Origin of the sequence: Azoarcus olearius, from assembly GCF_001682385.1 — a bacterium.
In the GTDB taxonomy this organism is placed as follows: domain Bacteria; phylum Pseudomonadota; class Gammaproteobacteria; order Burkholderiales; family Rhodocyclaceae; genus Azoarcus; species Azoarcus olearius.
In genome coordinates, this window is the sequence record NZ_CP016210.1 from 387,163 (window position 1) to 412,263 (window position 25,101).

A 25,101-nucleotide genomic window follows, 5' to 3' on the forward strand; every position below is an offset into this window, starting at 1 on the left:
ACCCGGCGCGTCGCACCCTGCCGTCCGGAGGCCCGTCATGTCCCCCTCCCGTCTCGCCGTCCTGCTGATCCTGCTGCTTGCCGCGCCGGCCGCGTCCGCCGAGGTCTACCAATGGGTGGATCAGCAGGGCCGCGTGCACTACGGCGACCGCCCCGCCCCCGGCGTGCCGGCCACCCCGCGCGAGGAACTGAGCGTGCCCGAGCCCACCCAGGCAGACCGCGACGCCGCCGCCGAACGCGCGGAACGCGCCCGCGCCCGCCTGCAGTCCCTGCCTCCATCCCCACCCCCCGAGCCCACCGGCACCGACGGCGAGCGAAGCGCGCCGCAAGCCGAAGCCGAAGCCGAAGCCGAGGACGACTCCTGCGCCGCCCAGCATCGCCGCTACCGTGCGAGCCAGGAATGCTTCGCGCCCTATGTCACCGTCACCGGCGCCGTCAAACCCGAAGCCTTCCAGCACTGCGAGAACCTGCCGCAACCGCAGTGCGAGGAGTGATGCGTCTGGCCCTGGTGTCGCGTCAGCGGGGCGGGCACTGGTTTCACACTGCCGCCCCGCTTACTTCCCTACGTGCGGATCGCGGATCGGGCGCGGGAGCCGGATCTTCAGGAACTCGGTGTCGTCCGACGCCAGTTCGCGGCCGCCGCCGTACGGGAAGTTGTTGTCGTTGATCACCAGCAGCGAGTTGGCGTCCAGGATCAGCACGTCCTCGATGGTGGTGTAGGGGAAGCTGAAACGGGTCTGGCCGTCGCCGTTGAGATCGTCCGGGTCGGCGACGTCCATCAGGTTCACCAGCTCGGTCTTCACCACCTCGCCGCCGTTCGCCACGCCGGAGACATCCGCCAGGAACAGCTTCTTGAACGGCGCGCACGCGCTGGTGGCGGTGCAGCCGTTGCGCTCGATGACGATGAAGCGCTCGTCGTCGATCGCGGTCATGTCGCCGATTGCGGTGCCGTCCGCCTCCAGCCGGTAGCGGTAATTGACCCCGGTGTAGGCGCCCTTGCGGATGTCGAACTCGTTGATGCGCAGCGTCTTCGCCGCGTCGCCGGTCACGGTCTTTTCCAGCAGGGTGTACAGGCGGTCGCCGCGCTTGTTGATCGCCATGCCTTCAAAGCCGCCCGAGCTGCCCAGGTTGGCCGTCACCGCGCCGCTGGTCACCGCCGGGTTTTGCGGCGCGAACACGCCGGGCAGCGCCACCTCGCGGCGCAGCACCTTGCCGTCGGCATCGGTCTGGATCAGGTAGGGGCCGAACTCGTCGCCAAACCACAGCCGGCCGAATTGGTCCTCGCGCACCGATTCAATGTCGAAATCCGCCCCGGTCAGCAGGCGGCCGGCGCGGATCGCCGGGTCCACTTCCGGATTGGCCGGGTTGTTGTAGTAATGGGTGTAATCCGCCTGGATGCGGTTGCCGAGCAGGTTGTCCGGGTCGTGCAGCGTGATGCGGCTGGCCTCGGTGAAGGCGGCCAGCGGACGGCCGGTCTTCCAGTCCGCCGCCGACACCGTGCCGCTGCCGCCGCGCGCGGTCTTGAAGTCCGGCACCAGTGCGTAGGCGCGCAGCAGCGTATCGGCCGAATTGGTCTGCGCGCCAAAGCCGTTGTCCGCAATCACCCGGATGCTGTGGCCGGGGCCGCGCAGCACGCCGGAAAAGCCCTGCACCGGCTGTTGCGCCACATAGGGCGGCAGGTTGCTGCCATAGGGGTTGGCAGCGGCGAACTGGCCCGAGGTGGGGCCGTCGGAGAAAGTGGCGGCCGGCAGCCGCGCCCAGCCCACCAGCGTGCTGGTATCGGCATGGGCGGCAGCCGCGGCGGCGGCGAGGGCAAGCGCAAGGGCGATGCGGGTAGGTGCAGCGGGCATGGTGCCTCCGTAAGGGCGGGTGGCCGACCGGTTCGGCCGGAAACCCGAGGAGGCTAAAGCCCGCCATTTGCATGACGGTGAAGCGGGGGATGGTCCTATCGGACCATGCCCCCACCCAGTGCAGCTACTTCTGCAGGCGACGCCGCGTCAGCGCCAGCGCCACCCAGAACGCCACCACCGCGTAGCTGGCCAGCACCGCCAGATGCAGCCCGACGCTCTCCGGCACCCGCCCAAGCAGCAGCGGCCGCGCAATCTCCACCGCATGCGTCAGCGGCAGCGCGCGCGTCGCCGCATGCAGCAGCGGCGGCAACTGGTCTGCCGGAAAGAACACCCCGGACACCAGCATCATCGGCGTGACGAACAGGGTGAAGTAGTACATGAAGAAGTCGTAGCTCGGCGCCAGCGCGGTCATGATCAGCCCGAGCGCGGCGAACGTGAGCCCCACCAGGAAGATCAGCGGCAGCACCCACAGCGCGTAGCGCACCTCCACCAGCCCGAACAGCGTCGTCACCAGCAGGATCGCCGCGCCCGACAGCAGCGCCTTGGACGCCGCCCACACCAGCTCGGCGAACACCACGTCGTCCAGTGCCACCGGCGCATTGAGGATCGCATCCCAGGTGCGCTGCACATGCATGCGCGAAAAGCTGGAATACAGCACCTCGAAGGTGGCGCTGTTCATCGTCGAATAGCACACCATGCCGGCCGCCAGAAAACTGATGTACGACACCCCGCCCACCTCCGGCACCAGCAGGCCGATGCCGAAGCCGAGGCCGAAGAGGTAGATCACCGGGTCGGCGAGGTTGCCCAGCACCGAGGGCAGGGCCAGCTTGCGCCAGACCAGGAAGTTGCGCTGCCAGACGGGGATGAAGCGGCGGGAGAGGGCGGGCGGGCGCCAGGGGTTGGGGGTCATGGTGGGGTTTCGGGCCGGGAGAGGAACGGTAGGCAACGGTCAGGGACCGATCGACTTTTTCAGTTCTTCCAGTTGTTCCAGGTCGGGGCTCGTCTGTTCGGCGTCCAGCGCAGTTCGCCCGGTCATCAGCCACAAGGTGTATTCCGGGTAGAGCAGGCAGATCTGTTCCAGGTGATCCGCGCTCGGCCTCGTCCGCCCATGCCACACGTGCGCCCAGGCCCGCGCGCTGATACCCGTTTTCTCTTCAAGCAAAGCGAATGCCCCGTGCCGCGGCAGGCGGGCATTGATGATCTTTATCAGGCGCTCAAAAACCATAAAGAATGATCATTTGAACAAATTTTGTTCATGAGAAAAAATAGCTCAAATGAACAAAAATTGTTCGTTAATCCAGATAGTGGTCAACAGTGGTGAATAGTGGTCGACATGTCCGAATCCATCAAGCTGGTCCAGCTCTACCCGGTTCCGATCATGCATTGGCGATTCTTCGCGCAGCAGGTGGGCGTCGACGAAGGCGTCGTGCGGGGGCTGTGCGAGAAAGGGCATCTGCCGGTCACTCACTTTGGCCGGCATCGCTTCATCAATCTTGCCCGGCCTACCGCGGACTGCATGATTGAGGTGGCGGACTGATGGGCGGGGAGGCTCGCACTCGTGACTCCGCCCATTGGGGTCAGGCGGCTCAAGCGCAGAAAGGAGGCGCCGGATGAATCTCGCCCTAGCGGTAAAGATCGTGGAGCGTGTTGCCGGCATTACGGGGCATCCGCCGCATCTGGAGTGTTGGAGTCTGGATTGGTGTAGCGAAGGCAATCACTCGCTGGCGGTGCTCGCCCGCCGGCGGGCGGGGCTGCGGGGTGGGTTCGAACTCAGTTACGCGGAGCCGGAGAGCGAGGCGGAGTGGCACTACTGGTTTTGTTTGAGTGATCCGAACGCGCCTGCTATTCAGCTACCAGGTGTTGTCCGCCTCCAGTTATCAGAAGCTGTGTTGGATCTGTTGGATGTCTATGGGCGTCCGCTGCCGTTGAACGCAACTCTGCAACGTCACCTAGGGAAGGGGGCATGATGATCGTGCAGAGGATGAGTGGGCGCCTGAATTTTCAGTCGAGCGACCAATGCTCGGCCAAAGCGGCCTGTCGAGACATGCGCCGAGAACGACTGCTTACAGGGTCAATTTGACGATATCAAAACATGGCTCGCCTGCATTCAAGAAGAGCGCAGTCGGTGATTCGAAACTGGTAGAATCTGCTAAGCCCATATGCCAGCATTCCCCGCCGTGGAAATTAGCTTCGAGACGAAGTCACTCCGTGATATGTGCGAAATCGATTCGCTCGCAATAGAGGCTATCGGCGCGCCGGCGGCGGAAGCACTGAAACGTCGCCTCTCGGACATCCGGGCTGCGGATGCTATATATGAAGTGCTGGCAGGGCGCCCTCAGACCGTCACAGCAAACGGCGTTGAATGCCGTCAGTTTCAGCTGTCCCTCGAACTTGTTTTGCGGGTCGTCCCTAATCACGTCGAACCGCGGCTAAAGGCAGACGGTGCTCCTGACTGGGAGCGCATTCGCCGAGTTCGCGTCATCTCTGTGGAGCATCAATGACAGCTATGACCACGTTCCAACCAATGTGGGCCAACCCTCCCGGAGCCACGATTGCCGACCTGCTTGAAGAGCGAGGTCAGCCGATTCGGGATTTTGCCAGCTCTATCGATTCGAGCATTGCAAGCCTTTCCCGGCTTCTGTTTGGTGTTGAACCTCTTACCAACGACATGGCTGAACGGCTCTCCAGCGCATTGGGGGCTTCACCTGATTTTTGGTTGAAGAGAGAGGAAATGTATCGCGCCGACTTGAAGCGGCTAGTCGAAAATACCGCGAGAAATAACACTGCTCACTGGTTTGACAGTCTTCCACTGAAAGATATGGTGCGGTTTGGTTGGATTGCCGAGGGAGGCACGCAACAAGAGACCATTTTCAATGCATGTGCTTTCTTTGGCACGACTACGCCCGACGAATTTGAGCGCAAATATCATCGACTATTGTCAACCGCCGCTTACCGAAAAAGCGATGCATTCGAAACGAGGCCATCGGCAGTGGCTGCGTGGCTGAGACAAGGGGAGATTGCCGCCGCCGCAATTGACTGCGCCCCCTGGAGCAGCAAGATGCTAAGAGCCTCGTTGGATGATATTCGGGAACTCACGCGCGTAAAAGCTCCCGGGGACTTTCTCCCGGCACTAGAGATTATTTTGTCGAGATGTGGCGTTGCGTTGGTTGTAGCCAGAACGCCTCAAGGGTGTCGAGCAAGCGGCGCGAGTCGATTTCTTAGTGCCGATAAAGCGTCAATCCAGCTGAGTTTTCGTTATCTCGTGGATGACCAATTCTGGTTTACAGTGTTCCATGAGATAGGGCATTTGCTGCTTCACTCCCATGACGACTTGTTTCTTGAGGGTCTAGAGAATCGCAACTCTGACGCGGAACGAGAAGCCAACCAATTTGCCGAGGAGTACTTGCTCGCCAAGGTAGGCAAAGACGCTCTTAATGTGGTTCCGCTCTCCGATTTAGGCATTGCGCGGCTTGCCCGCAAAGCTGGCATCTCCCCCGGGATTGTAGTCGGTCAATTGCAAGAAAGAGGCCGAGTTCCGTACGAGCATTTCAACTATTTGAAGGTGCGCTATTCGTGGAGTGATTGACTCGTCAGCCTTTAAAGTAGGTATATGAATTGGGGTCTTTCCCCCAATTGCAGAGTGAGTCTTCCATCTCCTGCATGCCAACGGAGAGTGCAGAGCCGACGAGGGTGGTTCTTCGTTCCAGCTCAGCAATACTCAACGTCGCGCCAGATTCAAGAAGTTTGCGGGCTCCAGAATTTGGGCCTTTGGTTGAGCCGTCGAAATATGGCCGCCCAGGCCGAATGTTGGCGAAATGCAGCTTCTGTATCATCGTCAGGTAATCGAATCTGCCGATTCGCCCGAATGACGCTACGGACCGCATTGACCTATACAGCCATTCGAAGGCTGCCTCGGGAGAGCCGTCCGAGAAATGCAGTGCCAAATCGAAGAGATTCTGATGGCCGCCGTGCGCGTTAACCCACTGAGCATACGTGACAAAAGCGTCGCCTGTGCCGTTGGGCTTCGACCCCGACATGCTCAAGTATTTTCTGTGATTGCCAAATCCCCGGTTGGATCCCCGCTTCAGGTGCGCTTCATTAGCATCTAGCCAAGCCCTCAGTTCATCCGGGTGACTGGATACCTGTTCAAACGTCCACGGCCCTCTTTGCCCAAGAGCACCATACACGTCGCGGGTATACCGATAACCAGACCGAGGATGACGGCCGAAGTGGACAAACAGAAAAACAAGCCAACAAGCGTCGTCAAAATGTCCCGCGCGGCGCTTCAAAATTGCTGCTCGAATTGGGTCGAACAATGAGCTCGAACCGTTTGCCCTGTCAGCGTGTATGTCGCGATTAGCGACGGCCGATACGAACTGTACTCTGCGGATGCTGTCGATTAATTGCCTTATGTACGTGTCTCGACGTGTCGGGTTTTGAACGCCGGGTAGCGGGACGGCTCGCTCATGGCACGCCGTCAACCGAGCATCGATTTCGTGATAAAGCTGGGAAACTTTCAACCTCATGCAAGGGCCTCCGCGGTCTTTTCAGCAATCCAGTTGGCGATAGATGCAGTAACTTTTGATGTTACGCCGAAGGTGCTTTGAATATTGTGGTTGTACCCTAGAACAACCAGTTCTCTGTCCAACTTCATCCCGCTTAACTCGGACAGCCTCCCGAAATATGAAATCCCAGCCACCTTTCCTCCCTGCAAAGACCACTCGGGAACAATTGCGGAACTTATCGAGCTATCGATGCTAAGGCGGTTGAATTCGCGAATCACGGCGCTCCCGTTCAACACGAGAACCCGGATGTCAGAGGCTCGAATGGTGCGTACCAGCGCCGGCGTCCCCGCGTTCACGAGTGCAGCGCGTTGAGATGATGTCAGTGCGGACCATTTGCGCTCGGTGGCAAAGGGCGAGAGGTCAAGGTGACATGCTGAGTCAGCGAGCTTGGAATAATATGAGGCGCTTGTGTCCACCAGTAGGCGTTCCAACCTATTGAACCATCGTCCATACGGATTACGGTCAAAGTAGTTTTCACACGCCTTCCATATCCGCTCTATGTCGGAATCGCCGACAGCTCCCCAGTTGACCGCTTGCAAGGTGTAGAGCGTTTCGAAGCGGTTGAGCGGCGGATTAAGTGGCACACCCCCTCGCCCTTGAAATTCAAGATTGCTTGGATTCAGGCCAAGCGTCGCCAGCTTTGCGTTGACAGGGCTTCCAAATGAAATAACGGGTGAAGCCCAAGGGATAACTCCGGCCTCATCTAGGCAGCCGCTTCGCAATATGTCGACGAGAGAGCCGATTTCGTCTAATAGCCTTCTTTCGCCCAAGATGCCCTCGACTATGCGCCTGCGGGTACTGCAACTACGCTATCGAGCTTGGCCTGTACGAACATTTTGTATACGCCTGAGTTGATTCGTTTCATCACCTCGGCGATGGATGCGGAGTCTGACTCTCGCCCAGCACGCAGCACAACGAGCAGGTATGCCAAATCCTGCCAATATGGGTCTAAGTGACATTGGTCGAAGTCAATTGCGTCACCACCACGCAGGGATGATTCAATAGCCTGAAGCTCGCCAATCGCTGGCCAAGGGTCACCTTCTGGCATTTCTGGCATTGCGATTGTTGAATGCCATCCTTCGCTTAAATACCTCTGCGCTGCTGGTCTGTTGGTGTCGTATAGGTGCAAGCTTCCGGCAATGTGCTTATATTCCCCCAGCTCAAGCTCCAAACTTCGGGCCAGAATTTCTTGCAGTAATGTAAATGCAAATACATCATGGGGCAACCCAATGTACGCGTCGTTTGATCGCATGCTGACTACAAGATGGAGACGTCCATCGCGAACAAGAAACTGCAATGTACATGTACAGGGAATCGACGGATAGTGTTCGGCCAAGTCGGCCGCATCGAAAAGCTGAATAACTCCTCTTCGGGAGCCTGGATGAGCTTTGAGCAGCGCCTGTACGTTGGCGACTTGATTCAGGCCCCGGAAAGAAAAGAGACGGTCGCCATAGCCGCTTCGAACTCTGACCTGGTCTTCAGATTCTTCTTGAAATCTATTGGGAACGTAGTAGTCGATAAAGTCCAGCTTGGTATCGCCGGACATGTACCAAAGAAACTCTCCCAAAGCGCTGAATATTTTCCCCTTGCCTTCGCTTCGACTCAGCCGGGCCCTTGGATTGGTCAAATGCAAGCAGCAGCCGATGAGTTCGGAGAATTCCCCGCGGGTTGCCGTAATCGACGGATGAGCTTTGAGCAACTCATTCAGTACATCATTCAATAAATCATCCAGAGTGCTGCGTGCAATGTACATTTTTTCTCGCTAGCAGGTCGATGATTGGGGGCGTGAGGTGATGGCCGAAAAGACGTCGTTAGGCAAATAGCTCTTGCTGTATCGGAGCGTGTATTGAAATTTCCATCGCCCTTACGACGCGAATTGCGTAACGCGGAGATATGCTTTGCGCGCCGTGGTGTATCGCTCTTTCCCTCTGTGAGGTACTTATGTCGTAGTGAGGGTGGCGTGCTTGGCGATGGAAGGCGTGCGGATGAATGCCAATTTCTGCAGCAAACTTATGGAGTTCCTCAAGGCTGTCTGCAACGAGGTGACACCAATGGCGACCATGCTTGGATACCATTGCATCGTCGACGTAAACCACTATTCCCCCTTATTTTCGCTGATATGCAATCCATTTTCTATTCGATACATCTTATCAGGGTTGTGCTATTGACGTTCCGTCGATTATGGGTTGCAGTCAACTCTTTCGAGTCTTGACATCCTGGCGCTAAGCCTGAACTAGCGTCTTGGCCTCTCCTGTAACAACCGAGAAACCCGCTTCAAACCGCCTCTTAACAGCCGTTTGTGAGATTCTGCCTCGCTGGCCGCTTTGGCCGTCGAACAGACGCTCTGGCAGTCATCGACACAGACCGTGTGTCGTAGGCCCTAGCGGACCAAATAGCCCCAACAAAACAACTCAACCCCACCGCATAAACCGACACGCCGGAAAAGTCGAGCATCCATAAAACTGCCTACCCGCCTTCTCCCCCGATTTCACCGTCCGCAACACCAGCGGACTCGAACACTTCGGGCAGGTATCGGTACTGGAATGCCGTGCTTTCAGGGATTCCACATGCGCGGTCCGCGTCGCCCAGGTGCGCGGCAGGTGACCGGTCTGGATCGCGGTGATGAGGGCGCCGACCTCTTCGTCAGAGAACAGCACGTGCTGCTTGCTCTTGATGTAGCTCGCGTAGCCGTGGGTCAGGACGTTGGGCGGCAGCGGGTTCTTAAGGGTGGCGTCGCCCCAGAACATCACCACCGAATGAAAATGGCTGTCATCCAGCTTGAGGAATTCGGCCAGGGCGCGAACGTGGCGGTAGTTCTGATGCAGGGGGTTCTGGAAGCGGTACTTCCGGCCGTACAGGTTCTGAGTCCAGGTGGCGCCCTTCTCGCTGCCGTAGATCCAGCCCTTCATGTTCTTCGTTTCGACGACGAAGATGCCGTAACGCGAAACCACTACATGGTCGATCTGGGTGGTGCCGTTGGCTGTGGGCAGGGTGATGTCGTTGATGGCGGTGTAGATCGCCTTGTCGAGCAAGAGCTCTTGCGCCAGGGCGCTCTGGGCCTCGCCGAACCAGCCTTTCACCAGCGGGCTGCGCAGTAGCGCGGCGACTACAGCCAGCAAGAACAGCAGCAACATGCCGTTGTAGGCGGCGCCTAGGATTTCCGTCATTTCGCAGCTTCTCGAACCGGTCGTACGTCATAGTACGGCTGCGTAGGGCGAGAAGTCTGCCGACTCCTTCACGATGAAGGGGTATGCGACTTGCGTTGTGGCGGTGGTGCTGCCCAGCCGCGGGGAGGCGGCGTTTAGTCCCGCAACTCCCTACCCGTCAGCTTCAAAAACACATCCTCCAGATTCGCCGGCCGGTGCAGATACCTCAGCCCCGGCTGCGCCGCCAGATGCGCCAGCAGCGGTGCCGGGTCGCGGACGTAGCAGAAGGCGGTTTCGCCGCTGATTTCGAAGCGGTCGGACAGCGTGGCGGCGTGCTGGGCGGCCCAGGTGGGGGCGCCGGCGGTGCCGTTGCCGCCGTTGCCCCATTCGCCGAACACTTCCACCACCTGCGGTTCGATGTGCTGGGCGATCACGTCGCGCGGGCTGCCGCCGGCGAGCATGCGGCCGGCGTCGAGGATGGCGAGCTGGTCGGAGAGGCGTTCGGCCTCGTCCATGAAGTGGGTGGTGAGCAGCACGGTGGTGCCGTTGCGGATGAGCTGCTTGAGGCGGTCCCAGATGAGGTGGCGGGCTTGCGGGTCCAGCCCGGTGGTGGGTTCGTCCAGCACCAGCAGTTCGGGGCGGTTGACCAGCGCGCGTGCCAGCGTCAGGCGCCGCTTCATGCCGCCGGAAAGCGACTGGATGCGGGCGTCGGCCTTGTTTTCCAGGCCGGCGAAGGCGAGCAGTTCGGGGATGCGGACGCGGATGTCGGCGTCCTTGATGCCGAAGTAGCGGCCGTACACCAGCAGGTTTTCGGTGCAGGTGAAGTCGGGATCGAGGTTGTCGATCTGCGGCACGATGCCGACCCGCATGCGTGCTTCGCGGGCGCGCGCCGGCACGGGTTCGCCGCACAGGCGGATGTCGCCGGCGGTGGGGGCGGTAAGGCCCAGGGCGCAGCGCAGGGTGGTGGTCTTGCCGGCGCCGTTGGGGCCGAGCAGGGTGAAGCATTCGCCGGCGGCGAGTTCGAGGTCGATGCCGCGCACGACCTCGTTGTCGCCGTAGCGTTTGACCAGGCCGCGGATGACCAGCGGCGAGGGGCGCACCTCGCCGGAGGTGTCGCTGCCGACAGGCAGGGCGGCGCTCACCGCGCGCTGCTCCGGGCGCGGCCGGGGATGCGCGGTGCCATCTCCGCGGCGGGACGGGCCGGCGCCTTCATCAGCCCGCGGGCGGCACCGTGGCGGCAAAGCTGGGGCGGGCGAACATGCGCTGCGCGAACGCTTCCAGCACCGGGCGGCCGGCGCGCCACTCGAGATAGCCAAGGCGCAGGTCGAGGTAGCCCAGCGCAACGCCGAGCGCGATGTCGCCGAGCTGCATGCTGTCGCCGTCCAGCCAGTTGCGGCCGGCAAGGCGCTCTTCCAGAAGGTCCAGGCTGCGCTGGATCTTGTCGTACTGGCGGTCGAGATTGGGCGCGCTTTGCTGCGCCTCCGGGCGGCGGCCTTCCAGATAGGCGGTGACGGCGGCGTCCAGGATGCCATCGACCAGCGCCTCGCTCTGGCGCACGCGCACGCGCTCGATGCCGCCGGCCGGCAGCAGCGCGGGGGCGTGGCCCAGGGTTTCGATGTAGCCGGCGATCACCGGGGAGTCGAAGAACACTTCGCCGTCGTCCAGCACCAGCGCGGGCACCTTGCCCAGCGGATTGACGTCCGGCACGCGGGTGGCGGCTTCCCACGGGGAATCGACGACCAGCTCGAACGGGATGTTCTTTTCCGCCAGCGCGATGCGGATCTTGCGGGCGTAGGGGCTGGTGAGCGAGGCGAGCAGTTTCATGGTCATGGCGGGTTCCGGGCGGGAGGGGCGTCAGGCAGCCTGGCCGGCGGGCGGCACGTTGCGCAGCATCAGGTCGCGGATCAGGTGCAGGCGGGCGTGGAAGAAGTGGTCGGCGCCGGGAATGACGATGACCGGCAGTTCCTGCGGCCGTGCCCAGTCGAACACGTTGTCCAGCGGCACGGTGTCGTCGGCTTCGCCGTGGATGATGAGCGCCGGCACGTTCTTGGCCAGCTCGGGTGTTTCGTAGTGGCGCGCGCCGTCGGCGGCAGTGCCGGCCGCCATGCCCACCAGCACGATCTGGCGCGGCGGGGCCACGCCTTCGGCCAGCCGGTTGGCCACCCGCGTCTGCACGAAGCCGCCGAACGAGAAGCCGCCCAGCGCCAGCGGCAACTGCCCCCAGCGCGACTGCATCCACGCGATCACCGACAGCATGTCTTCGGTTTCGCCGTTGCCCAGGTCGTGCGTGCCTTCGCTCTTGCCCACGCCGCGGAAGTTGGGCCGCACTGCGGCGTAACCCAGGTCGCGGAAGGTGCGCGCCAGCGTGTGGGCCACCTTGTTGGTGTTGGCGCCGCCGTACAGCGGGTGCGGGTGGCAAATCAGCGCGATGCCGCGCACGTGTTCGGGGGCGTCGATCAGCACCTCGATGGCGCCGGCGCCGCCGCGCAGCAGCGCGGATTCGGTGGCCAGGGGACGATTCGTCATCCGCGCACCTCAGGCGGGGTCGGCCAGGCGCAGGCGTTCGACGATGCGGCCGTGCGCGAGGTGTTCGTTGATGATCTCGTCGATGTCGTCCTTGTCGACGTAGGTGTACCAGACGTTGTCCGGATAGACGACCAGCACCGGGCCGTCGTCGCAGCGGCCGAGGCAGCCGGCCTTGTTGATGCGCACGCTGCCCTTGCCCTTGAGGCCGAGTTCGGCGGTGCGTTCCTTGGCATAGACCTGCATCGCGCTGGCGCCGTGGTCGTTGCAACTGGTTTCGCCGCCCTGGCGCTGGTTGCAGCAGAAGAAAACGTGGTGTTTGAAGTAGCTCATGGGTTCTCCGTGGGTCGGCCGATTATAGGCGTCGTTCGCCGGCCAGATGCTCGCCGCGCCACAGCCCCAGCGCCGACAGGTAGGCCAGCGCGGCAAAGGGCCACAGGCTGGCGACAAGCTGGGTGAGACCGTGGAAATTGAGGAAGTTGCCCTGGTTGAGCAGACGGCGGCCGAGGAACAGATAGGGGTTCTCGGGCATCAGGTTGATCAGCGCGGTGGCGGCCAGCAGCGCGGAACCGGCTAGCGCGTGCTGCAGCACCCGCGGCAGCAGCAGCGCCAGCGCCAGCAGCACGCTGCCCAGCGCCAGCCCGCGCGCGGCGCCCGGCGTCAGCCAGGCCAGCGGCTCGCCGGGCACGAAGAAGGTGGAGGTGGCGATCGACTTGGCGCCCAGCCCCAGCAGGAACAGCACCACCACCGGCCATGGCCGCGGCACGCGCATCATGCAGCGCGCCAGCAGCCCCAGCGCCAGCACCGAGGCCGCGATCAGCCCGGTTTCGAAGCCGATGAAACGCTCCGGGCTGAACAACAGCGGGGCAGGCAGCCCGAGCAGGCCGCGCAGGTCGCCGCTGCCGAACAGCAGCCCGTCGGGCGTCAATTGCGCCAGCAGCCACAACCCGAGCAGGATCAACCCGGCGTCGCCCGTGTGCCCGCCCACGATGCGCTCCGCCCGCCAGCGATGCAGCCCGCCGCGGTGGTCGAACAAGGGATGCGCCCAGCGCGCGCCAAGCAGCGCACCGGCCAGCGCGCCGGCCGCGTTGGCGCCCAGATCCACATTGCTGGAAACCCGCGACGGCAGCAGGTTCTGCACCGTTTCCAGGCCGAAGCTGAGGCCGGCGCCAAGCAGCGCCGCCACCACCACCCACCGCCAGCGCGGCCACCCACGCGGCAGCGCCGCGACGGTAACGAAACCCAGCGGCAGGTAGCCGAGCATGTTCAGCACCAGATCGATCGGCTGGAAGTACTTGGGCCACGGCGCCACCAGGAAATCGAACAGCGGCAACCCGCTGGCTTTCCACCCGGCAAAGGGATGCAGGCAGGCGTAAATGACGAGCACCGCATAGGCCAGGGCGAGATTGCGCGGCAGGGAAGATGCGGGACGCGGGGGCATCGGGTTGGAGGGCTGGGGCGGGAGCGGGGGAGTTTAGCGGAGGTGGGGGGATTGCGCCGTGGGAGGGCGGAGTACGGCTTTTGGCGAGCATTGCTTACCGCCTGCGTGGCGGCGAGGTGAAACCGGGGCTTCTCGTCAGGAGGTGGCTTCCACTTCCTCCCCCTTCAAGGGGGCGGTGAGGAGGGGATGGGGGTGGGCGCGCGCTGAGCCTGACCCCATCCCCCCCCTCCGACCCGGTAGCCTCCGCTTCGCTCCGTGTCGAAACCCCAGCTTCACCCCCTTGAAGGGGAGGGAGAAAACCATTTCAGCCGGAAGTCTTCTTCGTTGGAAGTTTTCTTCGTCATTACCCAAGCGAGCGCCGCATGCCTGAAACGTCGGAGGTGAGGCCTGTGTCATCGCGCATGCGGGCGGCTCTGTAAGGAACCGCCGACACCTCCTGCCCCCGCCGCCGCAACGTCTCCAACGGGTTTTACCCGAACGTCTGCCGATACGTCTGCTGGCCCTCCGTGCGGCACGCCCCTTCCGTGCCTCGCTGGTGATGCCTTTGGCATTTCCTCGTCTGCTATATCAATCTGAAGTTTTATTCGTTCTTGGAATTTGTCGCGGCGACTAGATTAGCGGCGATAGACGCCAACGCAGTGGTTCCCGGTTGGCGCCCCGATTCCGGTCGCCGTGCGCGACCCCAACGCATCGAAGGGTTTGCCATGAGCGAAGCAAGCATCGAAGCACCGGACGTGGCGAGCGCACCGCGCTCGATTGCCGACGCCGTTCCCACGGCGCCCGCGGTTCTGGAGGCGGCGCGGCGCCGTGCCCGCGAGGAAGGCCTCCCCTATGCCGGCAGCCTTGCCCCGGTGGATGCGTGGGCGCTGGTCGAGGCCGGCGCAGCCCTGCTGGTCGACGTGCGCAGCGCCGAGGAGCGCCGCTTTGTCGGCCACGTGCCGGATTCCCTGCACGTGGCGTGGATGACCGGGCTGTCCTTGTCGCGCAACCCGCGCTTCGTGCGCGAGCTGGAGGGCAAGGCCGGCAAGGACCGCGTGGTGCTGCTGCTGTGCCGCAGCGGCAAGCGCTCGGCGGCGGCGGCGGAGGCCGCGGCGAAAGCCGGTTTCACCCACGTCTTCAACGTGCTCGAAGGTTTCGAGGGCGACCTGGACGACCGCCAGCGCCGCGGCGCCTTCAACGGCTGGCGCCACGCCGGCTTGCCTTGGATCCAGGACTGAGTCGGACGGGGAATTCCATGTCGCAAGGCTGCAGGACGCATGGCGTCCATACCGCGAGGGCATCATGAGCGCGAGCACGGGTGCGGTGGAGGCCGCTTACGAGGACGTGGGTGGCTGGGGCGTGAGCCAGGTGGTGGCCGAATTGCGCGCCGCGCGCGAGCGCTGGCGCGCGGCGCAACAACGCAACCGCGAGTTCGCAGTGCGCGAGTTCCCGTCGCGCGATGCGCTGCGCCAGATCGCCGCCGACCTGTGCGGGGTGCTGTTCCCGATGCGGCTGGGGCCGCCCGAGCTGCACCAGGAAGGCGAGGACTACTACGTTGGCCACACGCTGGATAGCACACTGAATGCGCTCTTCCACCAGGTCCGGCTGGAACTCGGCTACCTCGCGCGCCATCGCGGTATCGAGGCGGACATCGACGCCGACGCCGCGCGCATCGTGAAGCGCTTTGCCGGCGGTCTGCCCACGCTGCGCACCCTGCTCGACAGCGACGTGGAGGCCGCCTATACCGGCGATCCCGCCGCGCGCAGCGTGGACGAAGTGCTGCTGTGCTATCCGGGCACGCTCGCCATCATCCACCATCGCCTCGCGCACAGCCTGCACGCGCTGGGCGCGCGCCTGGTGGCCCGCATCATCGCCGAGATCGCCCACTCGGCGACCGGCATCGACATCCATCCCGGCGCGCAGATCGGTTCGGGCTTTTTCATCGACCACGGCACGGGCGTCGTGATCGGCGAAACCACGGTCATCGGCAACCGGGTGCGGCTGTACCAGGCGGTCACGCTGGGTGCGCGGCGCTTTGCGGTCGATGAGAACGGTGCGCTGGAGAAGGGCGCCGCGCGCCATCCGGTGCTGGAGGACGATGTGGTGGTCTATGCCGGCGCCACCATCCTCGGCCGCGTCACCATCGGGCGCGGTTCCAGCATCGGCGGCAATGTGTGGCTGACGCGCAGCGTGCCGCCCGGCAGCCACGTGTCACAGGCCAGCCTGCAGCACGAGTCGGCCGCGCAGCGGGTGGCCGCATCGTGAGCCCCGCCAGCGTGATTGCTTCGTTCGGCGCGGCGGTACGGCAGTTCCGCGAGCGCCACGGCTGGTCGCAGGAACTGCTGGCCGAGCGCGCGGACCTCAACCGGTCCTATCTCGGCGAGGTCGAGCGCGGCACCGTGGTGCCTTCGCTAGCCACGGCGGTCAAGCTGGCCGCGGCGCTCGACATTCCGCTCTCCAACCTGCTGTCGCACTGCGAGAACGGCCGCTCCTGAAGTTCCACGCGCGGACCGGGATGATGGCTATAGCATGTTGAAGCGGCCCCGCCCCGGTCACGACAATCCAACGCAGATTTCCTGCATTGCATTTCACGACCGACCACGGAGCCCCGCATGTCCACCCTTCCCGAACCGACCGCGCTCGGCGATGCCGCCGCGCGGCAGTTGGCCAACGCGACCAAGACCACCGCCCAGCTGTCCACGATCAGCCCGCGCTGGCTGACCCACCTGCTGCAGTGGCTGCCGGTCGAAGCCGGTATCTACCGCCTCAACACCGTCAAGAATCCGCGCGACGTGCGGGTCGCGTGCTCGCAGCGCGACGAATCCGAGCTGCCGCAGACCTTCGTCGATTACGACGAGGCGCCGCGCGAATACTTCCTCAACGCGGTCACCACCATCCTCGACGTGCATACGCGCGTCTCCGATCTCTATTCCAGCCCGCACGACCAGATCAAGGAACAGCTCCGGCTCACGATCGAGACCATCAAGGAGCGCCAGGAGTCCGAGCTGATCAACAACCCGGACTACGGCCTGCTGGCGAATGTGGCCGACGAGCAGATCATCTCGACGCTGACCGGCGCGCCGACGCCGGACGACCTCGACGAGTTGCTGACCAAGGTGTGGAAGGAGCCGGCCTTCTTCCTGACCCACCCGCTGGCGATCGCCGCCTTCGGCCGTGAATGCACCCGCCGCGGCGTGCCGCCGCCCACGGTGTCGCTGTTCGGCGCGCAGTTCCTCACCTGGCGCGGCATTCCGCTGATCCCGTCGGACAAGGTGCCGGTCGATGGCGGCAAGACCAAGATCCTGCTGCTGCGTGTGGGCGAGAAGCGCCAGGGCGTGGTGGGCCTGTTCCAGCCGGGGCTGGTGGGCGAGCAGTCGCCCGGGCTGTCGGTCCGCTTCATGGGCATCAACCGCAACGCCATCGCGTCCTACCTGATCTCGCTCTACTGCTCGCTGGCCGTGCTGGTGCCGGATGCCCTGGCGGTTCTCGATGACGTGGAGGTCGGCAAGTACCATGACTATCCCGACACCTACAAGTAAGGGCGCCGAGGGTCTGTCCGGCGCGCCGCTGCCGGATCTGCCCGACGAGGCCACGCTCGGCGCGCTCGCCTCGGCGTTCTTTCGCGCGCTGCCCGGTGCCGCGCTGCCGCCGGCCGACCCCGTGCGGGCGCAGGTGGCGTCGGCGCCCGAACTGAGCCTTGCCCAGGGCGGCTCGCGGTTGGCGCCGGCCCCGGTGGCGTCCGATCCGGTCGACCCGGTTGGCGGCGCGGGGGCCTTCGGTGTGCCGCAAGCCTATGCTGCCGCGCTGCCGCAGGTTGCGCCGCCGCAGGTGCCGGCCGGTGTGGCCGAGGGGCTGCCGCTGGCGGTGCCGGGTTCGCCGTATTACTTCATCGGAGAGGCGAGCCCGTATCTGCAGGCCGGCGCGGCCCCCGCGTTACCGGAAAACCGCGTCGTGGCGCGCAGCTTCGGGCTGCCGGGCGAGGGCGAGCTGAAGGCGCTGCTGGCGGAGATTGCCGCCGGACGGCCCTTGGCGGATGCGCCGGAGGCGGACCCGGGCGGCCGCTTCTACTTCATCGACGCGGCGAAGGTGCCGGCGGCGGAGCCGAGCGCGCGGGCGCCGTTCGACGTCAATGCGGTGCGGCGCGACTTTCCCATCCTGCAGGAGCGGGTGAACGGCAAGCCGCTGGTGTGGTTCGACAACGCCGCGACCACCCACAAGCCGCAGGCGGTGATCGACCGGCTGGCCCATTTCTACGCCCACGAAAACTCCAATATCCACCGTGCCGCGCACGAACTGGCGGCGCGCGCCACCGACGCCTACGAGGCGGCGCGGCAGAAGGTGCAGCGCTTCCTTGGCGCGGGTTCGGCGGACGAGATCATCTTCGTGCGCGGCGCCACCGAAGCGATCAACCTGGTGGCGAAGACCTGGGGCGTGCAGAACATCGGCGAGGGCGACGAAATCGTGGTGTCGCTGCTCGAACACCACGCCAACATCGTGCCGTGGCAGCAGCTTGCAGCCCAGGTCGGCGCCACGATCCGAGTGATTCCGGTAGACGACAATGGCCAGCTGAAGCTCGACGAGTTGCAGAAGCTGCTCAATCCGCGCACCCGGCTGGTGTCGGTGACGCAGGTGTCGAACGCGCTCGGCACCGTGACGCCGATCAAGCAGGTCATCGACATGGCCCATGCTGCCGGCGCCAGGGTGCTGGTGGATGGAGCGCAATCGGTGTCGCACATGCGGGTGAACGTGCAGGCGCTGGATGCGGACTTCTTCGTGTTCTCGGGCCACAAGATCTTCGGCCCGACGGGCATCGGCGTGGTGTACGGCAAGGCCGCGCTGCTGGAGCAGATGCCCCCTTGGCAGGGCGGCGGCAACATGATCGCGGACGTCACCTTCGAGCGCACGCTGTTCCAGCCCGCGCCCAACAAGTTCGAGGCCGGCACCGGCAACATCGCCGACGCGGTCGGACTGGGGGCGGCGCTGGACTACGTGGAGCGCATCGGGCTGGAGAATATCGCGAGCTACGAGCACGACCTGCTGGTCTATGCGACGCGCGGGCTGTCGTCGATCGCCGGGGTACGCCTGATCGGCACCGCCGCGGACAAGGCCAGCGTGGCGTCCTTCGTGCTCGCCGGGTATTCCACCGAGGAAGTGGGCCGCGCCCTCAACGAGGAAGGCATTGCGGTGCGCTCCGGCCACCACTGCGCGCAGCCCATCCTGCGCCGCTTCGGGGTCGAAACCACGGTGCGGCCGTCGCTGGCGTTCTACAACACCTGCGAGGAAATCGACCGCATGCTCGCGGTGGTGCGCCGTCTGGCGCGCGGCAAGGGCCGGGTGGGCGCCTGAGGCCCGCCCGTGCGCGGCGCCACGCCGGCCGCTGCGCACGGGTGCTGGACGCTGCACCGCGTCATCGCTAATATCCGCGCCTTCATTGGGGAGTAGCCGCCCTTCACCGTGGTGAAGGGGCTTGCGTCAACACACTTGGCCGTCCGGCCATGGCGCAGGCGGTTCCTGGACTTGGCAAGACCTTTGATCACGATGCCTCTGGTATGGCCGGGGAGGCGCGTGGTCATCGGTTGTACCGGCCAGGGATCATCACTGCATGGAAGCTTTCCTCGTCTCCACCAGCATCGTTGCGCTCGCCGAGATCGGCGACAAGACGCAACTGCTCGCCTTCATCCTCGCCGCCAAGTTCCGCAAGCCCTGGCCCATCGTGCTCGGCATCCTGGTTGCCACGCTGGCCAACCACGCCGGCGCCGGTGCGCTCGGCAGTTTCGTCACCTCGCTGGTGTCGCCGGAAGTCATGCGCTGGGTGCTCGGCCTGTCCTTCATCGGCATGGCGATCTGGACGCTGATTCCCGACAAGTTCGAGGAAGACGACGCCACCTTCGCCCGCTTCGGCGTGTTCGGCACCACGCTGATCGCCTTCTTCCTCGCCGAAATGGGCGACAAGACCCAGGTCGCCACGGTGGCGCTGGCGGCGCAGTACCAAGCGCTGGTGGCGGTGGTGATGGGCACCACGCTGGGCATGATGATCGCCAACGTGCCGGCGGTGCTGCTCGGCGACCGCATCGCCAACCGCATCCCGGTGAAGCTGGTGCACGGCATCGCCGCGGCGATCTTCGCGGTACTGGGCCTGGCGACGCTGCTGGGGGCGGGGGAAAGCCTGGGGCTGTAGGCCGCAGGGCCGGCCCCGCCGCTCAGTTTCCCTGCCCGGAGCATGGTCCTGAATATTTCTTTGTCATTTTAAATGACAAAGAAATATCATCGCGCTGCACCTGCGGCGCCCGGCGTGTAGAGACGCGTCTTCCTGGCGGTCCCACGGTGCCTTTCCCGTTGATCTCTTGGAGGACGATCGTGTTGCGACCGCTGCGTCATGTGCTTTGGGCTGGGTTGATTGGGCTGATAGGGGAGGCGGCTGCTGCGCCATGCGATCCGCTGGTAGGCGAATTCCTCATGGAGTTCGGCAAGGAGGAGATCCAGCTCCGCATCGAGCGCAGCGACGGCCGCTATTTCGTACGTCTGGACGATGGCCGCGGGCAATGGAGGGAGCAGCTCGAGGCCCTGCAGGAGGTTCCGCTCGACGAGTTGAAGGGGCTCGTGCCGGATGTGGAGTGCGGTCTGGGCGGCGGTGGGGGCGTGTTCGTCAAGACCGCCGTCGGTGGCGCCCGCCTTGCCGACAACCCGGCGGAGAATGGGCACGAGGTCGGTTATGCGCTGACCGGGTTTCTGATGGTGATTCCGCAGGGGTTCAGCATTTCGGTGTTCGATCTGTTTCCGCTGGCGGATCACACCGGGGCGGCGGAACCCCGGGTGGAGCCGTCTCCCGAGCGGGCCGTGGCCGGCGTCATGCGGTGCCCTGGAGATCGTGCGCCAGACCTGACGCAGGCGTCGTACGACGCCCTGCCGAAGTACATGAAAGACAACATACAGGAGGGGCAGCCTTTAGAGAGACGGACCGAGCGGATGTGCGGCCAGGATCTGGTCCAGTCTGTAGATAGCTATTACGCGAAAGGTGCCTATGCCAAGATCCACGGTGAGAGTCTCCAGGAGTTGCGCAGTTTGCTCGAGGCGGGGCAAGTACCGCGTGACGACAAAGGTGTTTCCCAATGGTGGGAGCTGGGTAAGGTCTTGCTCACCTACCACGGTGATGGCAAACCGAGCGAAGACCCGTTGGCTGCCACCTCCAGTGCCATCTTCCTGAATTTCATCGTGCCGCACCTCACTCAGGAAAGCTTGAAAGCGCGACCGGTACGCCTGCGCGCCTTGGGCCAGATTGTTACTACCTTGGCCGGTCGTTCCGACGCCGATGCACGAGAGGCGTTGGCCCGGATGAAGGCGGCCGGTCTGCCGGTCCATGTGCAGGCCGCCGCCGGTGAACGAGGCTGAAGCAGGGCGTGCTCCTCGCTGAGCTGGCGAATCAGACCGGCCTCAGCGCGCTCCAGTCCACCGCATCCAGCGTGTTCTTCACCAGCAGCCCGAGTTCGGTGTCGCCTTCCATTAGCAGGCGGCGGCTGAAGAACAGGGTGTCGGCGTCTTCCTCGCGCAGGGCCAGCGCGAGGAAGTCGCGGGTGCTGGCCGAAATGATGAGGTCGGGCGTGCTGCTGCCAGCGGCGCGGCGGAAGCCCTTGTCGCCCAGCGTGAAGTCCAGTGTCAGGCCGGCGTCGGTGACGCGGATGCGCAGGCCGCGGCCGCTGAGCGCTTCGAGCTGATCGCGCGGCAGGATGCGGCCGAGCGCGAGGTTGAGGGCGGTGACCAGCGCCTGAGTCGGAATCTGCTGCGGCAGCCGGGCGGCGATGCGGGCGAGTGGCGCGGGCACAGTGAAGGCCGGGATGCGCAGGCTGGCGAGGCGTTGTTCGAACTGCTGCGCGACGCGCTGGCGCAGGCTGTGCGGCAGCATCTCGGTCAATGGCAATGCGGGCAGGGCGGGAACATGCATGCGGGGCTCCGGGTTCAGGCGGGGACGAACTGCTCGACACCCGGGCGGCCGTGCCAGAAGCCATTGCAGGGCGCGGCGGGCATGTGGGCGCTGCTGGCGGCGAGCGCCTCGGCCGGCGTCTGGCGACCGTCGAGCGCGGCGCGGAAGCGTTCGATGATGTCGCGGGTGTGGGCGCCCTGCGGGCTGATACGCAGGACTTCGGCGCGCCCGTCGAGCGCCGACAGGTCACCGAGCAGGGTGTGCACCTTGGCGGACTGCGTCTGCACCCCGTTCAGCGTCAGGAAGGGTTCGCCTTCGCGGGTGCGCAGCACCAGGCCGTCGGCGATGCCGAGACAGCGGAATTCGCAGCCGTCCTTCTGCAGGTTGTAGTGGCGGGCGGTGAAGCAGCGCGCCGAATGCGCCAGCGGCAGGCGGCCGTAGGCGAAGACTTCGGTTTCGATCGGTGCGGGCAACGTTGAGCGCACTTCGGCGAGCGCGGCGCCCGACATTTCCGGGGCCACCACCCAGCGGCTGGCGCCGGCCTCGACCAGCAGGCCGAGCGTGTGCGGGTTGAAGACATTCAGCGTGGGCCCGGCGATCCAGTCGCGGCGGCCGGCTTCGGCGAGCAGGCGCACCGCCGCCATGTCGTTGGCTTCGACGCGGAAGCGCTGCTGGCCGACGACGCGGCGCAGGGTCTTGAGGTCGGATTCCGATTCGATCAGCGACTGCGAGGACAGCACCGCCTCCTTGCCGGCATCGGCCAGCATCGCCGCGACCTCGATCCAGTCGTCCAGGCGCAGTTCGTGGCGGCGCGAGCACACGGTTTCGCCGAGATGGACGATGTCGACCGGGCTGTCGGCGATCTCCGCGTAGAAGTCGAGCACGCTCTGGCGCGGCCAGTAGTAGAGCAGGGGGCCGAGGGACAGCTTCATGGCGGTCTGCATCCTCATTTCCAGGGGCGGTAGTAGGCGCCGAGGGTGTGGCTCTGGCCTTCGGAGACCTTGTTGAGTTCGGCCATCCACGCGGGCAGCGCATGGAAGCCGGCGGGGTCGACGGCGACGCGGTCGAGCGCGGCGCGCCACACCTTGGTGACCTGGGCGACGTAGGCCGGGCTGCGTTGGCGGCCCTCGATCTTGATCGCGGCGACGCCGACGCGGGCGAGTTCCGGCAGCATCTCCAGGGTGTTGAGGCTGGTCGGCTCCTCGATTGCGTAGTAGGTCTCGTCGTTCACCTCGAAGCGGCCCTTGCACAGCGTCGGGTAGCCGGCGCGCTCGTGTTCGCCGAAGCGGTCGATCAGGATGCCGTTGAGCCGCGTCTCCATGCCCTGCGGCGTCTGTTCCCAGCGCACGTGCTTGCCCGGCGAGCAGGCGCCGTTGCAGTTGGGCGATTCGCCGGTGGCATAGGCGGAGAGCGCGCAGCGGCCTTCCACCATCACGCACAGGCCGCCGAAGCCGAAGACCTCGATTTCCACCGGCGTGCGGCCGACCACCTGCTCGACCTGCGCCATCGACAGCACCCGCGGCAGCACCGCGCGCTGGATGCCGAAGCGCTCGTGATAGAAGTTGATCGCCTCGTAGCTGGTGGCCGAACCCTGTACCGAGAGGTGCAGCCGCAGTTGCGGATGGGTCTTGGCCGCGTAGGCCATCAGGCCGGGGTCGGCGAGGATCACCGCGTCGATACCGAATTCGGCGGCGCGGTCTACCGCGGCGGTCCAGCCCGCCCAGTTGGCGGTCTGGGGGTAGGTGTTGAGCGCCAGCAGCACCTTGCGCCGGCGCGCATGGGCGTAGGCGATGCCTTCGCGCATCTGCGCCGGATCGAAGTTGAGCCCGGTGAAGTTGCGTGCGTTGGTGGCGTCCTTGAAGCCGAGATAGACGCAGTCGGCGCCGTGGTCGATGGCCGTCTTGAGCGCCGGCAGCGAGCCGGCGGGGCAGACGAGTTCGATGCGCTGGGAGGAGGTCATGGGGTCGTCGCGAAGGCCCGGGGGCGGAGCGGCGCCACCTTAGTGCGCGGGCGCGAGCCGTGCTTTGACACGGGTCAAAGGTGGGGTGGCGGCGCCGGCGCCGATTCCACCCTCATGCAAGGGGAGGGCGCCGCAGCCGTGAACGAAAAAGGCCGGGCTTGGCCCGGCCTTCCGTGCCCAAGGGGCGCGCTCAGTTGCGCGACTGCGGGTGCGCCCCGATGTTGAGGTGCGCGCTGTGGCCGTGGCTTTGGCGCACCAGGGTCTGCGGCGCGAGCGAGCCCACCACCATGCCGACCACGCCGGCCAGCATGCCGGCAAAGTGCGGCGGCACGTCGGCCTCGGGGGCGACGATCTCCAGCAGCACCCACACCGCCAGGCCCGCCACGATCGATACCAGCGCGCCCTGGGTGCTCGCGCGCTTCCAGTACAGGCCGAAGGCGAGCGGCACGAAGGCGGTGGCCAGCGTGACCTTGTAGGCGTTCTCCACCATCCCGTGGATGCTCTCGTCCGTGTGGATCGCGTACCAGGTGACCAGCAGCGCGAACAGCACGACGACGACGCGAGTCATCACCAGGAACTGGCGGTCGTTCATGCCGCGGAAGGTGCTGCGCAGAATGTTCTCGGAGAAGGTCACCGAGGGCGCCAGCAGCGTGCCCGACGCGGTACTCATGATCGCGGACAGCAGCGCGCCGAAGAACAGCACCTGCGCGAACAGGGGCGTGTGCTCCAGGATCAGCTGGGGCAGGATCTGTTGGCTGTCGCTTTCCTGGTAGTTGGCTACCAGCGCGGGGTCGATCAGCGTGGCGGAGTAGGCGATGAACAGCGGGATGAAGGCGAACAGGAAATACCCGCTGCCGCCGAGCAGCGTGCCCTGCACCGCGATGCGCTCGTTACGCGCGGCGTTGAAGCGCTGGAACACGTCCTGCTGCGGGATGGAGCCGAAGCCCATGGTCAGGATGCCGGCAGTGAAGGCGATGATGTCCTTGGCGTCGAAGGCGGGCAGGAAGTTGAGCTTGCCGGCCTCGTCGGTGTGGGCGACCACCGCGCCCACACCACCCGCCATGTCGCCCACCAGCCAAGCGATGTAGGCGAGGCCGACGATGATGATCGCCATCTGCATGAAGTCGGTCAGTGCCACCGACCACATGCCGCCGAACAGGGTGTAGGCCAGCACGATGCCCGCGCCGACCAGCATGCCGGTTTCGGCGGAGATCGATCCTTCGGACAGGATGTTGAACACCAGCCCGAGCGCACTGATCTGCGCCGACACCCAGCCGAGGTAGGACACCACGATCGCCAGCGAGCACAGCACTTCCACCGTGCGGCCGTAGCGTGTGCGGTAGTAGTCGCCCAGCGTCAGCAGGTTCATGCGGTACAGCGGGCGGGCGAAGAACAGGCCCGCCAGGATCAGGCACAGCGAGGCGCCAAAGGGGTCGGACCACAGCCCGCGCAAGCCTTCGTCGATGAAGGTGGCTGAGATGCCGAGCACGGTTTCGGAGCCGAACCAGGTGGCGAACACCGTGGCGGTGACGATGTACAGCGGCAGGTTGCGGCCGGCGGCGACATAGTCGGTGGAGTTCTTGACCCGCGTGGCGGCGTACAGGCCGATGGCGATGGAGAGGACGAGGTAGGCGGTGACGAAGCCGATCAGCATGGCGAGCTTTCCGGCGCGGGGCCGGCGGGTTCCGGAGCGCGGCAGTGTAACAACGAATCGTGCCGG

28 protein-coding genes and 1 riboswitch are annotated in these 25,101 nt (G+C 64.8%); of the genes, 11 read left to right on the plus strand and 17 right to left on the minus strand.

Annotation, left to right across the window (positions count from 1 at the left end; all coding sequences use genetic code 11):
- Positions 1 to 37 precede the first annotated feature (37 nt).
- The gene (locus dqs_RS01800; protein ID WP_065339494.1) at positions 38 to 493 is read left to right on the plus strand and encodes a DUF4124 domain-containing protein; all 456 of its coding nucleotides are present in this window, start codon (positions 38 to 40) and stop codon (positions 491 to 493) included.
- A gap of 60 nt (positions 494 to 553) precedes the next feature.
- Here dqs_RS01800 and dqs_RS01805 read toward each other — a convergent pair whose 3' ends face one another.
- The 3 genes from dqs_RS01805 to dqs_RS01815 form a co-directional block, all read right to left on the minus strand.
- Complete coding sequence (locus dqs_RS01805; protein ID WP_065339495.1) at positions 554 to 1,849, minus strand: esterase-like activity of phytase family protein; 1,296 nt, start codon at positions 1,847 to 1,849, stop codon at positions 554 to 556.
- Positions 1,850 to 1,973: 124 nt separating this feature from the next.
- On the minus strand, positions 1,974 to 2,759 hold the full coding sequence (locus dqs_RS01810) for an ABC transporter permease (protein WP_065339496.1): 786 nt from the start codon (positions 2,757 to 2,759) through the stop codon (positions 1,974 to 1,976).
- Between the two features lie 39 nt (positions 2,760 to 2,798).
- Positions 2,799 to 3,074 carry a hypothetical protein gene (locus tag dqs_RS01815; protein ID WP_065339497.1) on the minus strand — a complete coding sequence of 92 codons (276 nt, stop codon included), beginning with the start codon at positions 3,072 to 3,074 and terminating at the stop codon, positions 2,799 to 2,801.
- Positions 3,075 to 3,182: 108 nt separating this feature from the next.
- Between dqs_RS01815 and dqs_RS01820 the strand changes: the two genes are divergently transcribed.
- From dqs_RS01820 to dqs_RS20385, 3 genes are all read left to right on the plus strand, one after another.
- Positions 3,183 to 3,386 carry a hypothetical protein gene (locus dqs_RS01820; RefSeq protein ID WP_065339498.1) on the plus strand — a complete coding sequence of 68 codons (204 nt, stop codon included), beginning with the start codon at positions 3,183 to 3,185 and terminating at the stop codon, positions 3,384 to 3,386.
- Between the two features lie 73 nt (positions 3,387 to 3,459).
- Positions 3,460 to 3,816: a hypothetical protein gene (locus tag dqs_RS20625; RefSeq protein WP_157108124.1), complete on the plus strand. Its 357-nt coding sequence runs from the start codon at positions 3,460 to 3,462 to the stop codon at positions 3,814 to 3,816.
- Between the two features lie 530 nt (positions 3,817 to 4,346).
- Positions 4,347 to 5,435, plus strand: a complete 1,089-nt coding sequence (locus tag dqs_RS20385) for an ImmA/IrrE family metallo-endopeptidase (RefSeq protein WP_084018155.1) — start codon at positions 4,347 to 4,349, stop codon at positions 5,433 to 5,435.
- A gap of 4 nt (positions 5,436 to 5,439) precedes the next feature.
- On the opposite strand, the gene dqs_RS20630 is transcribed toward dqs_RS20385, so the two are convergent.
- The 10 genes from dqs_RS20630 to dqs_RS01855 form a co-directional block, all read right to left on the minus strand.
- Positions 5,440 to 6,375, minus strand: a complete 936-nt coding sequence (locus tag dqs_RS20630; protein ID WP_157108125.1) for an alpha-glutamyl/putrescinyl thymine pyrophosphorylase clade 3 protein — start codon at positions 6,373 to 6,375, stop codon at positions 5,440 to 5,442.
- Positions 6,372 to 7,184: a hypothetical protein gene (locus dqs_RS20635; RefSeq protein ID WP_157108126.1), complete on the minus strand. Its 813-nt coding sequence runs from the start codon at positions 7,182 to 7,184 to the stop codon at positions 6,372 to 6,374. The genes dqs_RS20630 and dqs_RS20635 overlap by 4 nt, the downstream gene beginning before the upstream one ends.
- Positions 7,185 to 7,195: 11 nt before the next feature.
- Complete coding sequence (locus dqs_RS20390) at positions 7,196 to 8,167, minus strand: thymidylate synthase (RefSeq protein ID WP_084018157.1); 972 nt, start codon at positions 8,165 to 8,167, stop codon at positions 7,196 to 7,198.
- A gap of 58 nt (positions 8,168 to 8,225) precedes the next feature.
- Entirely contained in the window at positions 8,226 to 8,489 is a 264-nt protein-coding gene (locus dqs_RS21250; RefSeq protein ID WP_418202061.1) for a DUF4031 domain-containing protein, read from the minus strand.
- 336 nt (positions 8,490 to 8,825) lie between these two features.
- A complete protein-coding gene (locus dqs_RS01830; RefSeq protein WP_065339500.1) occupies positions 8,826 to 9,581 on the minus strand; it encodes a nuclease-related domain-containing protein in 756 nt (251 codons plus the stop codon).
- A 134-nt stretch (positions 9,582 to 9,715) separates the two neighbouring features.
- Positions 9,716 to 10,702, minus strand: coding sequence for an ATP-binding cassette domain-containing protein (locus dqs_RS01835; protein WP_179948006.1), 987 nt, complete (start codon positions 10,700 to 10,702; stop codon positions 9,716 to 9,718).
- 70 nt (positions 10,703 to 10,772) lie between these two features.
- Positions 10,773 to 11,384 carry a glutathione S-transferase gene (locus tag dqs_RS01840; RefSeq protein WP_041643092.1) on the minus strand — a complete coding sequence of 204 codons (612 nt, stop codon included), beginning with the start codon at positions 11,382 to 11,384 and terminating at the stop codon, positions 10,773 to 10,775.
- A gap of 30 nt (positions 11,385 to 11,414) precedes the next feature.
- Positions 11,415 to 12,086, minus strand: coding sequence for an alpha/beta hydrolase (locus dqs_RS01845; RefSeq protein WP_011764097.1), 672 nt, complete (start codon positions 12,084 to 12,086; stop codon positions 11,415 to 11,417).
- Positions 12,087 to 12,095: 9 nt separating this feature from the next.
- Positions 12,096 to 12,416 carry a (2Fe-2S) ferredoxin domain-containing protein gene (locus dqs_RS01850; RefSeq protein ID WP_011764098.1) on the minus strand — a complete coding sequence of 107 codons (321 nt, stop codon included), beginning with the start codon at positions 12,414 to 12,416 and terminating at the stop codon, positions 12,096 to 12,098.
- Positions 12,417 to 12,438: 22 nt separating this feature from the next.
- On the minus strand, positions 12,439 to 13,524 hold the full coding sequence (locus dqs_RS01855; RefSeq protein WP_065339501.1) for a VanZ family protein: 1,086 nt from the start codon (positions 13,522 to 13,524) through the stop codon (positions 12,439 to 12,441).
- A gap of 704 nt (positions 13,525 to 14,228) precedes the next feature.
- Between dqs_RS01855 and dqs_RS01860 the strand changes: the two genes are divergently transcribed.
- From dqs_RS01860 to dqs_RS01890, 7 genes are all read left to right on the plus strand, one after another.
- Entirely contained in the window at positions 14,229 to 14,741 is a 513-nt protein-coding gene (locus dqs_RS01860) for a rhodanese-like domain-containing protein (RefSeq protein WP_084018161.1), read from the plus strand.
- A 64-nt stretch (positions 14,742 to 14,805) separates the two neighbouring features.
- Entirely contained in the window at positions 14,806 to 15,768 is a 963-nt protein-coding gene (gene epsC / locus dqs_RS01865; RefSeq protein WP_065339502.1) for a serine O-acetyltransferase EpsC, read from the plus strand.
- On the plus strand, positions 15,765 to 15,998 hold the full coding sequence (locus tag dqs_RS01870) for a helix-turn-helix domain-containing protein (RefSeq protein ID WP_011764102.1): 234 nt from the start codon (positions 15,765 to 15,767) through the stop codon (positions 15,996 to 15,998). The genes epsC and dqs_RS01870 overlap by 4 nt, the downstream gene beginning before the upstream one ends.
- A 117-nt stretch (positions 15,999 to 16,115) precedes the next feature.
- Positions 16,116 to 17,042 (plus strand): family 2A encapsulin nanocompartment shell protein, encoded by a 927-nt coding sequence (locus tag dqs_RS01875; RefSeq protein ID WP_011764103.1) that lies wholly within the window; start codon positions 16,116 to 16,118, stop codon positions 17,040 to 17,042.
- Positions 17,017 to 18,849, plus strand: coding sequence for a family 2A encapsulin nanocompartment cargo protein cysteine desulfurase (locus tag dqs_RS01880; RefSeq protein WP_065339503.1), 1,833 nt, complete (start codon positions 17,017 to 17,019; stop codon positions 18,847 to 18,849). The genes dqs_RS01875 and dqs_RS01880 overlap by 26 nt, the downstream gene beginning before the upstream one ends.
- A 74-nt stretch (positions 18,850 to 18,923) precedes the next feature.
- Positions 18,924 to 19,097: riboswitch (yybP-ykoY riboswitch) on the plus strand.
- Positions 19,098 to 19,105: 8 nt separating this feature from the next.
- Positions 19,106 to 19,681, plus strand: a complete 576-nt coding sequence (locus dqs_RS01885) for a TMEM165/GDT1 family protein (RefSeq protein ID WP_065339504.1) — start codon at positions 19,106 to 19,108, stop codon at positions 19,679 to 19,681.
- A gap of 179 nt (positions 19,682 to 19,860) precedes the next feature.
- On the plus strand, positions 19,861 to 20,892 hold the full coding sequence (locus dqs_RS01890; RefSeq protein WP_169823500.1) for a hypothetical protein: 1,032 nt from the start codon (positions 19,861 to 19,863) through the stop codon (positions 20,890 to 20,892).
- 31 nt (positions 20,893 to 20,923) lie between these two features.
- Here dqs_RS01890 and ubiT read toward each other — a convergent pair whose 3' ends face one another.
- From ubiT to dqs_RS01910, 4 genes are all read right to left on the minus strand, one after another.
- Positions 20,924 to 21,442, minus strand: coding sequence for a ubiquinone anaerobic biosynthesis accessory factor UbiT (gene ubiT / locus dqs_RS01895; protein WP_065339506.1), 519 nt, complete (start codon positions 21,440 to 21,442; stop codon positions 20,924 to 20,926).
- A 14-nt stretch (positions 21,443 to 21,456) separates the two neighbouring features.
- The gene (locus tag dqs_RS01900; RefSeq protein WP_065341607.1) at positions 21,457 to 22,353 is read right to left on the minus strand and encodes a U32 family peptidase; all 897 of its coding nucleotides are present in this window, start codon (positions 22,351 to 22,353) and stop codon (positions 21,457 to 21,459) included.
- Between the two features lie 14 nt (positions 22,354 to 22,367).
- Positions 22,368 to 23,381 carry a ubiquinone anaerobic biosynthesis protein UbiU gene (ubiU, locus tag dqs_RS01905; protein WP_065339507.1) on the minus strand — a complete coding sequence of 338 codons (1,014 nt, stop codon included), beginning with the start codon at positions 23,379 to 23,381 and terminating at the stop codon, positions 22,368 to 22,370.
- 190 nt (positions 23,382 to 23,571) lie between these two features.
- Entirely contained in the window at positions 23,572 to 25,035 is a 1,464-nt protein-coding gene (locus dqs_RS01910) for a high affinity choline transporter 1 (protein WP_065339508.1), read from the minus strand.
- Between the last annotated feature and the right edge of the window lie 66 nt (positions 25,036 to 25,101).

What these genes read in the sequence shown, in the direction of transcription:
- dqs_RS01880 (WP_065339503.1), top strand. Translation starts at nt 17,017, where the DNA reads ATGACTATCCCGACACCTACAAGTAAGGGCGCCGAGGGTCTGTCCGGC.
- dqs_RS20390 (WP_084018157.1), bottom strand. Translation starts at nt 8,167, where the DNA reads ATGTACATTGCACGCAGCACTCTGGATGATTTATTGAATGATGTACTG.
- dqs_RS01875 (WP_011764103.1), top strand. Translation starts at nt 16,116, where the DNA reads ATGTCCACCCTTCCCGAACCGACCGCGCTCGGCGATGCCGCCGCGCGG.
- dqs_RS20625 (WP_157108124.1), top strand. Translation starts at nt 3,460, where the DNA reads ATGAATCTCGCCCTAGCGGTAAAGATCGTGGAGCGTGTTGCCGGCATT.
- dqs_RS01820 (WP_065339498.1), top strand. Translation starts at nt 3,183, where the DNA reads ATGTCCGAATCCATCAAGCTGGTCCAGCTCTACCCGGTTCCGATCATG.
- ubiU (WP_065339507.1), bottom strand. Translation starts at nt 23,381, where the DNA reads ATGACCTCCTCCCAGCGCATCGAACTCGTCTGCCCCGCCGGCTCGCTG.
- dqs_RS01840 (WP_041643092.1), bottom strand. Translation starts at nt 11,384, where the DNA reads ATGAAACTGCTCGCCTCGCTCACCAGCCCCTACGCCCGCAAGATCCGC.
- dqs_RS01805 (WP_065339495.1), bottom strand. Translation starts at nt 1,849, where the DNA reads ATGCCCGCTGCACCTACCCGCATCGCCCTTGCGCTTGCCCTCGCCGCC.
- dqs_RS01860 (WP_084018161.1), top strand. Translation starts at nt 14,229, where the DNA reads ATGAGCGAAGCAAGCATCGAAGCACCGGACGTGGCGAGCGCACCGCGC.
- dqs_RS01910 (WP_065339508.1), bottom strand. Translation starts at nt 25,035, where the DNA reads ATGCTGATCGGCTTCGTCACCGCCTACCTCGTCCTCTCCATCGCCATC.
- dqs_RS01810 (WP_065339496.1), bottom strand. Translation starts at nt 2,759, where the DNA reads ATGACCCCCAACCCCTGGCGCCCGCCCGCCCTCTCCCGCCGCTTCATC.
- dqs_RS01800 (WP_065339494.1), top strand. Translation starts at nt 38, where the DNA reads ATGTCCCCCTCCCGTCTCGCCGTCCTGCTGATCCTGCTGCTTGCCGCG.
- dqs_RS20385 (WP_084018155.1), top strand. Translation starts at nt 4,347, where the DNA reads ATGACAGCTATGACCACGTTCCAACCAATGTGGGCCAACCCTCCCGGA.
- dqs_RS21250 (WP_418202061.1), bottom strand. Translation starts at nt 8,489, where the DNA reads ATGGTATCCAAGCATGGTCGCCATTGGTGTCACCTCGTTGCAGACAGC.
- dqs_RS01855 (WP_065339501.1), bottom strand. Translation starts at nt 13,524, where the DNA reads ATGCCCCCGCGTCCCGCATCTTCCCTGCCGCGCAATCTCGCCCTGGCC.
- dqs_RS01815 (WP_065339497.1), bottom strand. Translation starts at nt 3,074, where the DNA reads ATGGTTTTTGAGCGCCTGATAAAGATCATCAATGCCCGCCTGCCGCGG.
- epsC (WP_065339502.1), top strand. Translation starts at nt 14,806, where the DNA reads ATGAGCGCGAGCACGGGTGCGGTGGAGGCCGCTTACGAGGACGTGGGT.
- dqs_RS01830 (WP_065339500.1), bottom strand. Translation starts at nt 9,581, where the DNA reads ATGACGGAAATCCTAGGCGCCGCCTACAACGGCATGTTGCTGCTGTTC.
- ubiT (WP_065339506.1), bottom strand. Translation starts at nt 21,442, where the DNA reads ATGCATGTTCCCGCCCTGCCCGCATTGCCATTGACCGAGATGCTGCCG.
- dqs_RS01900 (WP_065341607.1), bottom strand. Translation starts at nt 22,353, where the DNA reads ATGAAGCTGTCCCTCGGCCCCCTGCTCTACTACTGGCCGCGCCAGAGC.
- dqs_RS01885 (WP_065339504.1), top strand. Translation starts at nt 19,106, where the DNA reads ATGGAAGCTTTCCTCGTCTCCACCAGCATCGTTGCGCTCGCCGAGATC.
- dqs_RS01845 (WP_011764097.1), bottom strand. Translation starts at nt 12,086, where the DNA reads ATGACGAATCGTCCCCTGGCCACCGAATCCGCGCTGCTGCGCGGCGGC.
- dqs_RS20630 (WP_157108125.1), bottom strand. Translation starts at nt 6,375, where the DNA reads ATGAGGTTGAAAGTTTCCCAGCTTTATCACGAAATCGATGCTCGGTTG.
- dqs_RS01850 (WP_011764098.1), bottom strand. Translation starts at nt 12,416, where the DNA reads ATGAGCTACTTCAAACACCACGTTTTCTTCTGCTGCAACCAGCGCCAG.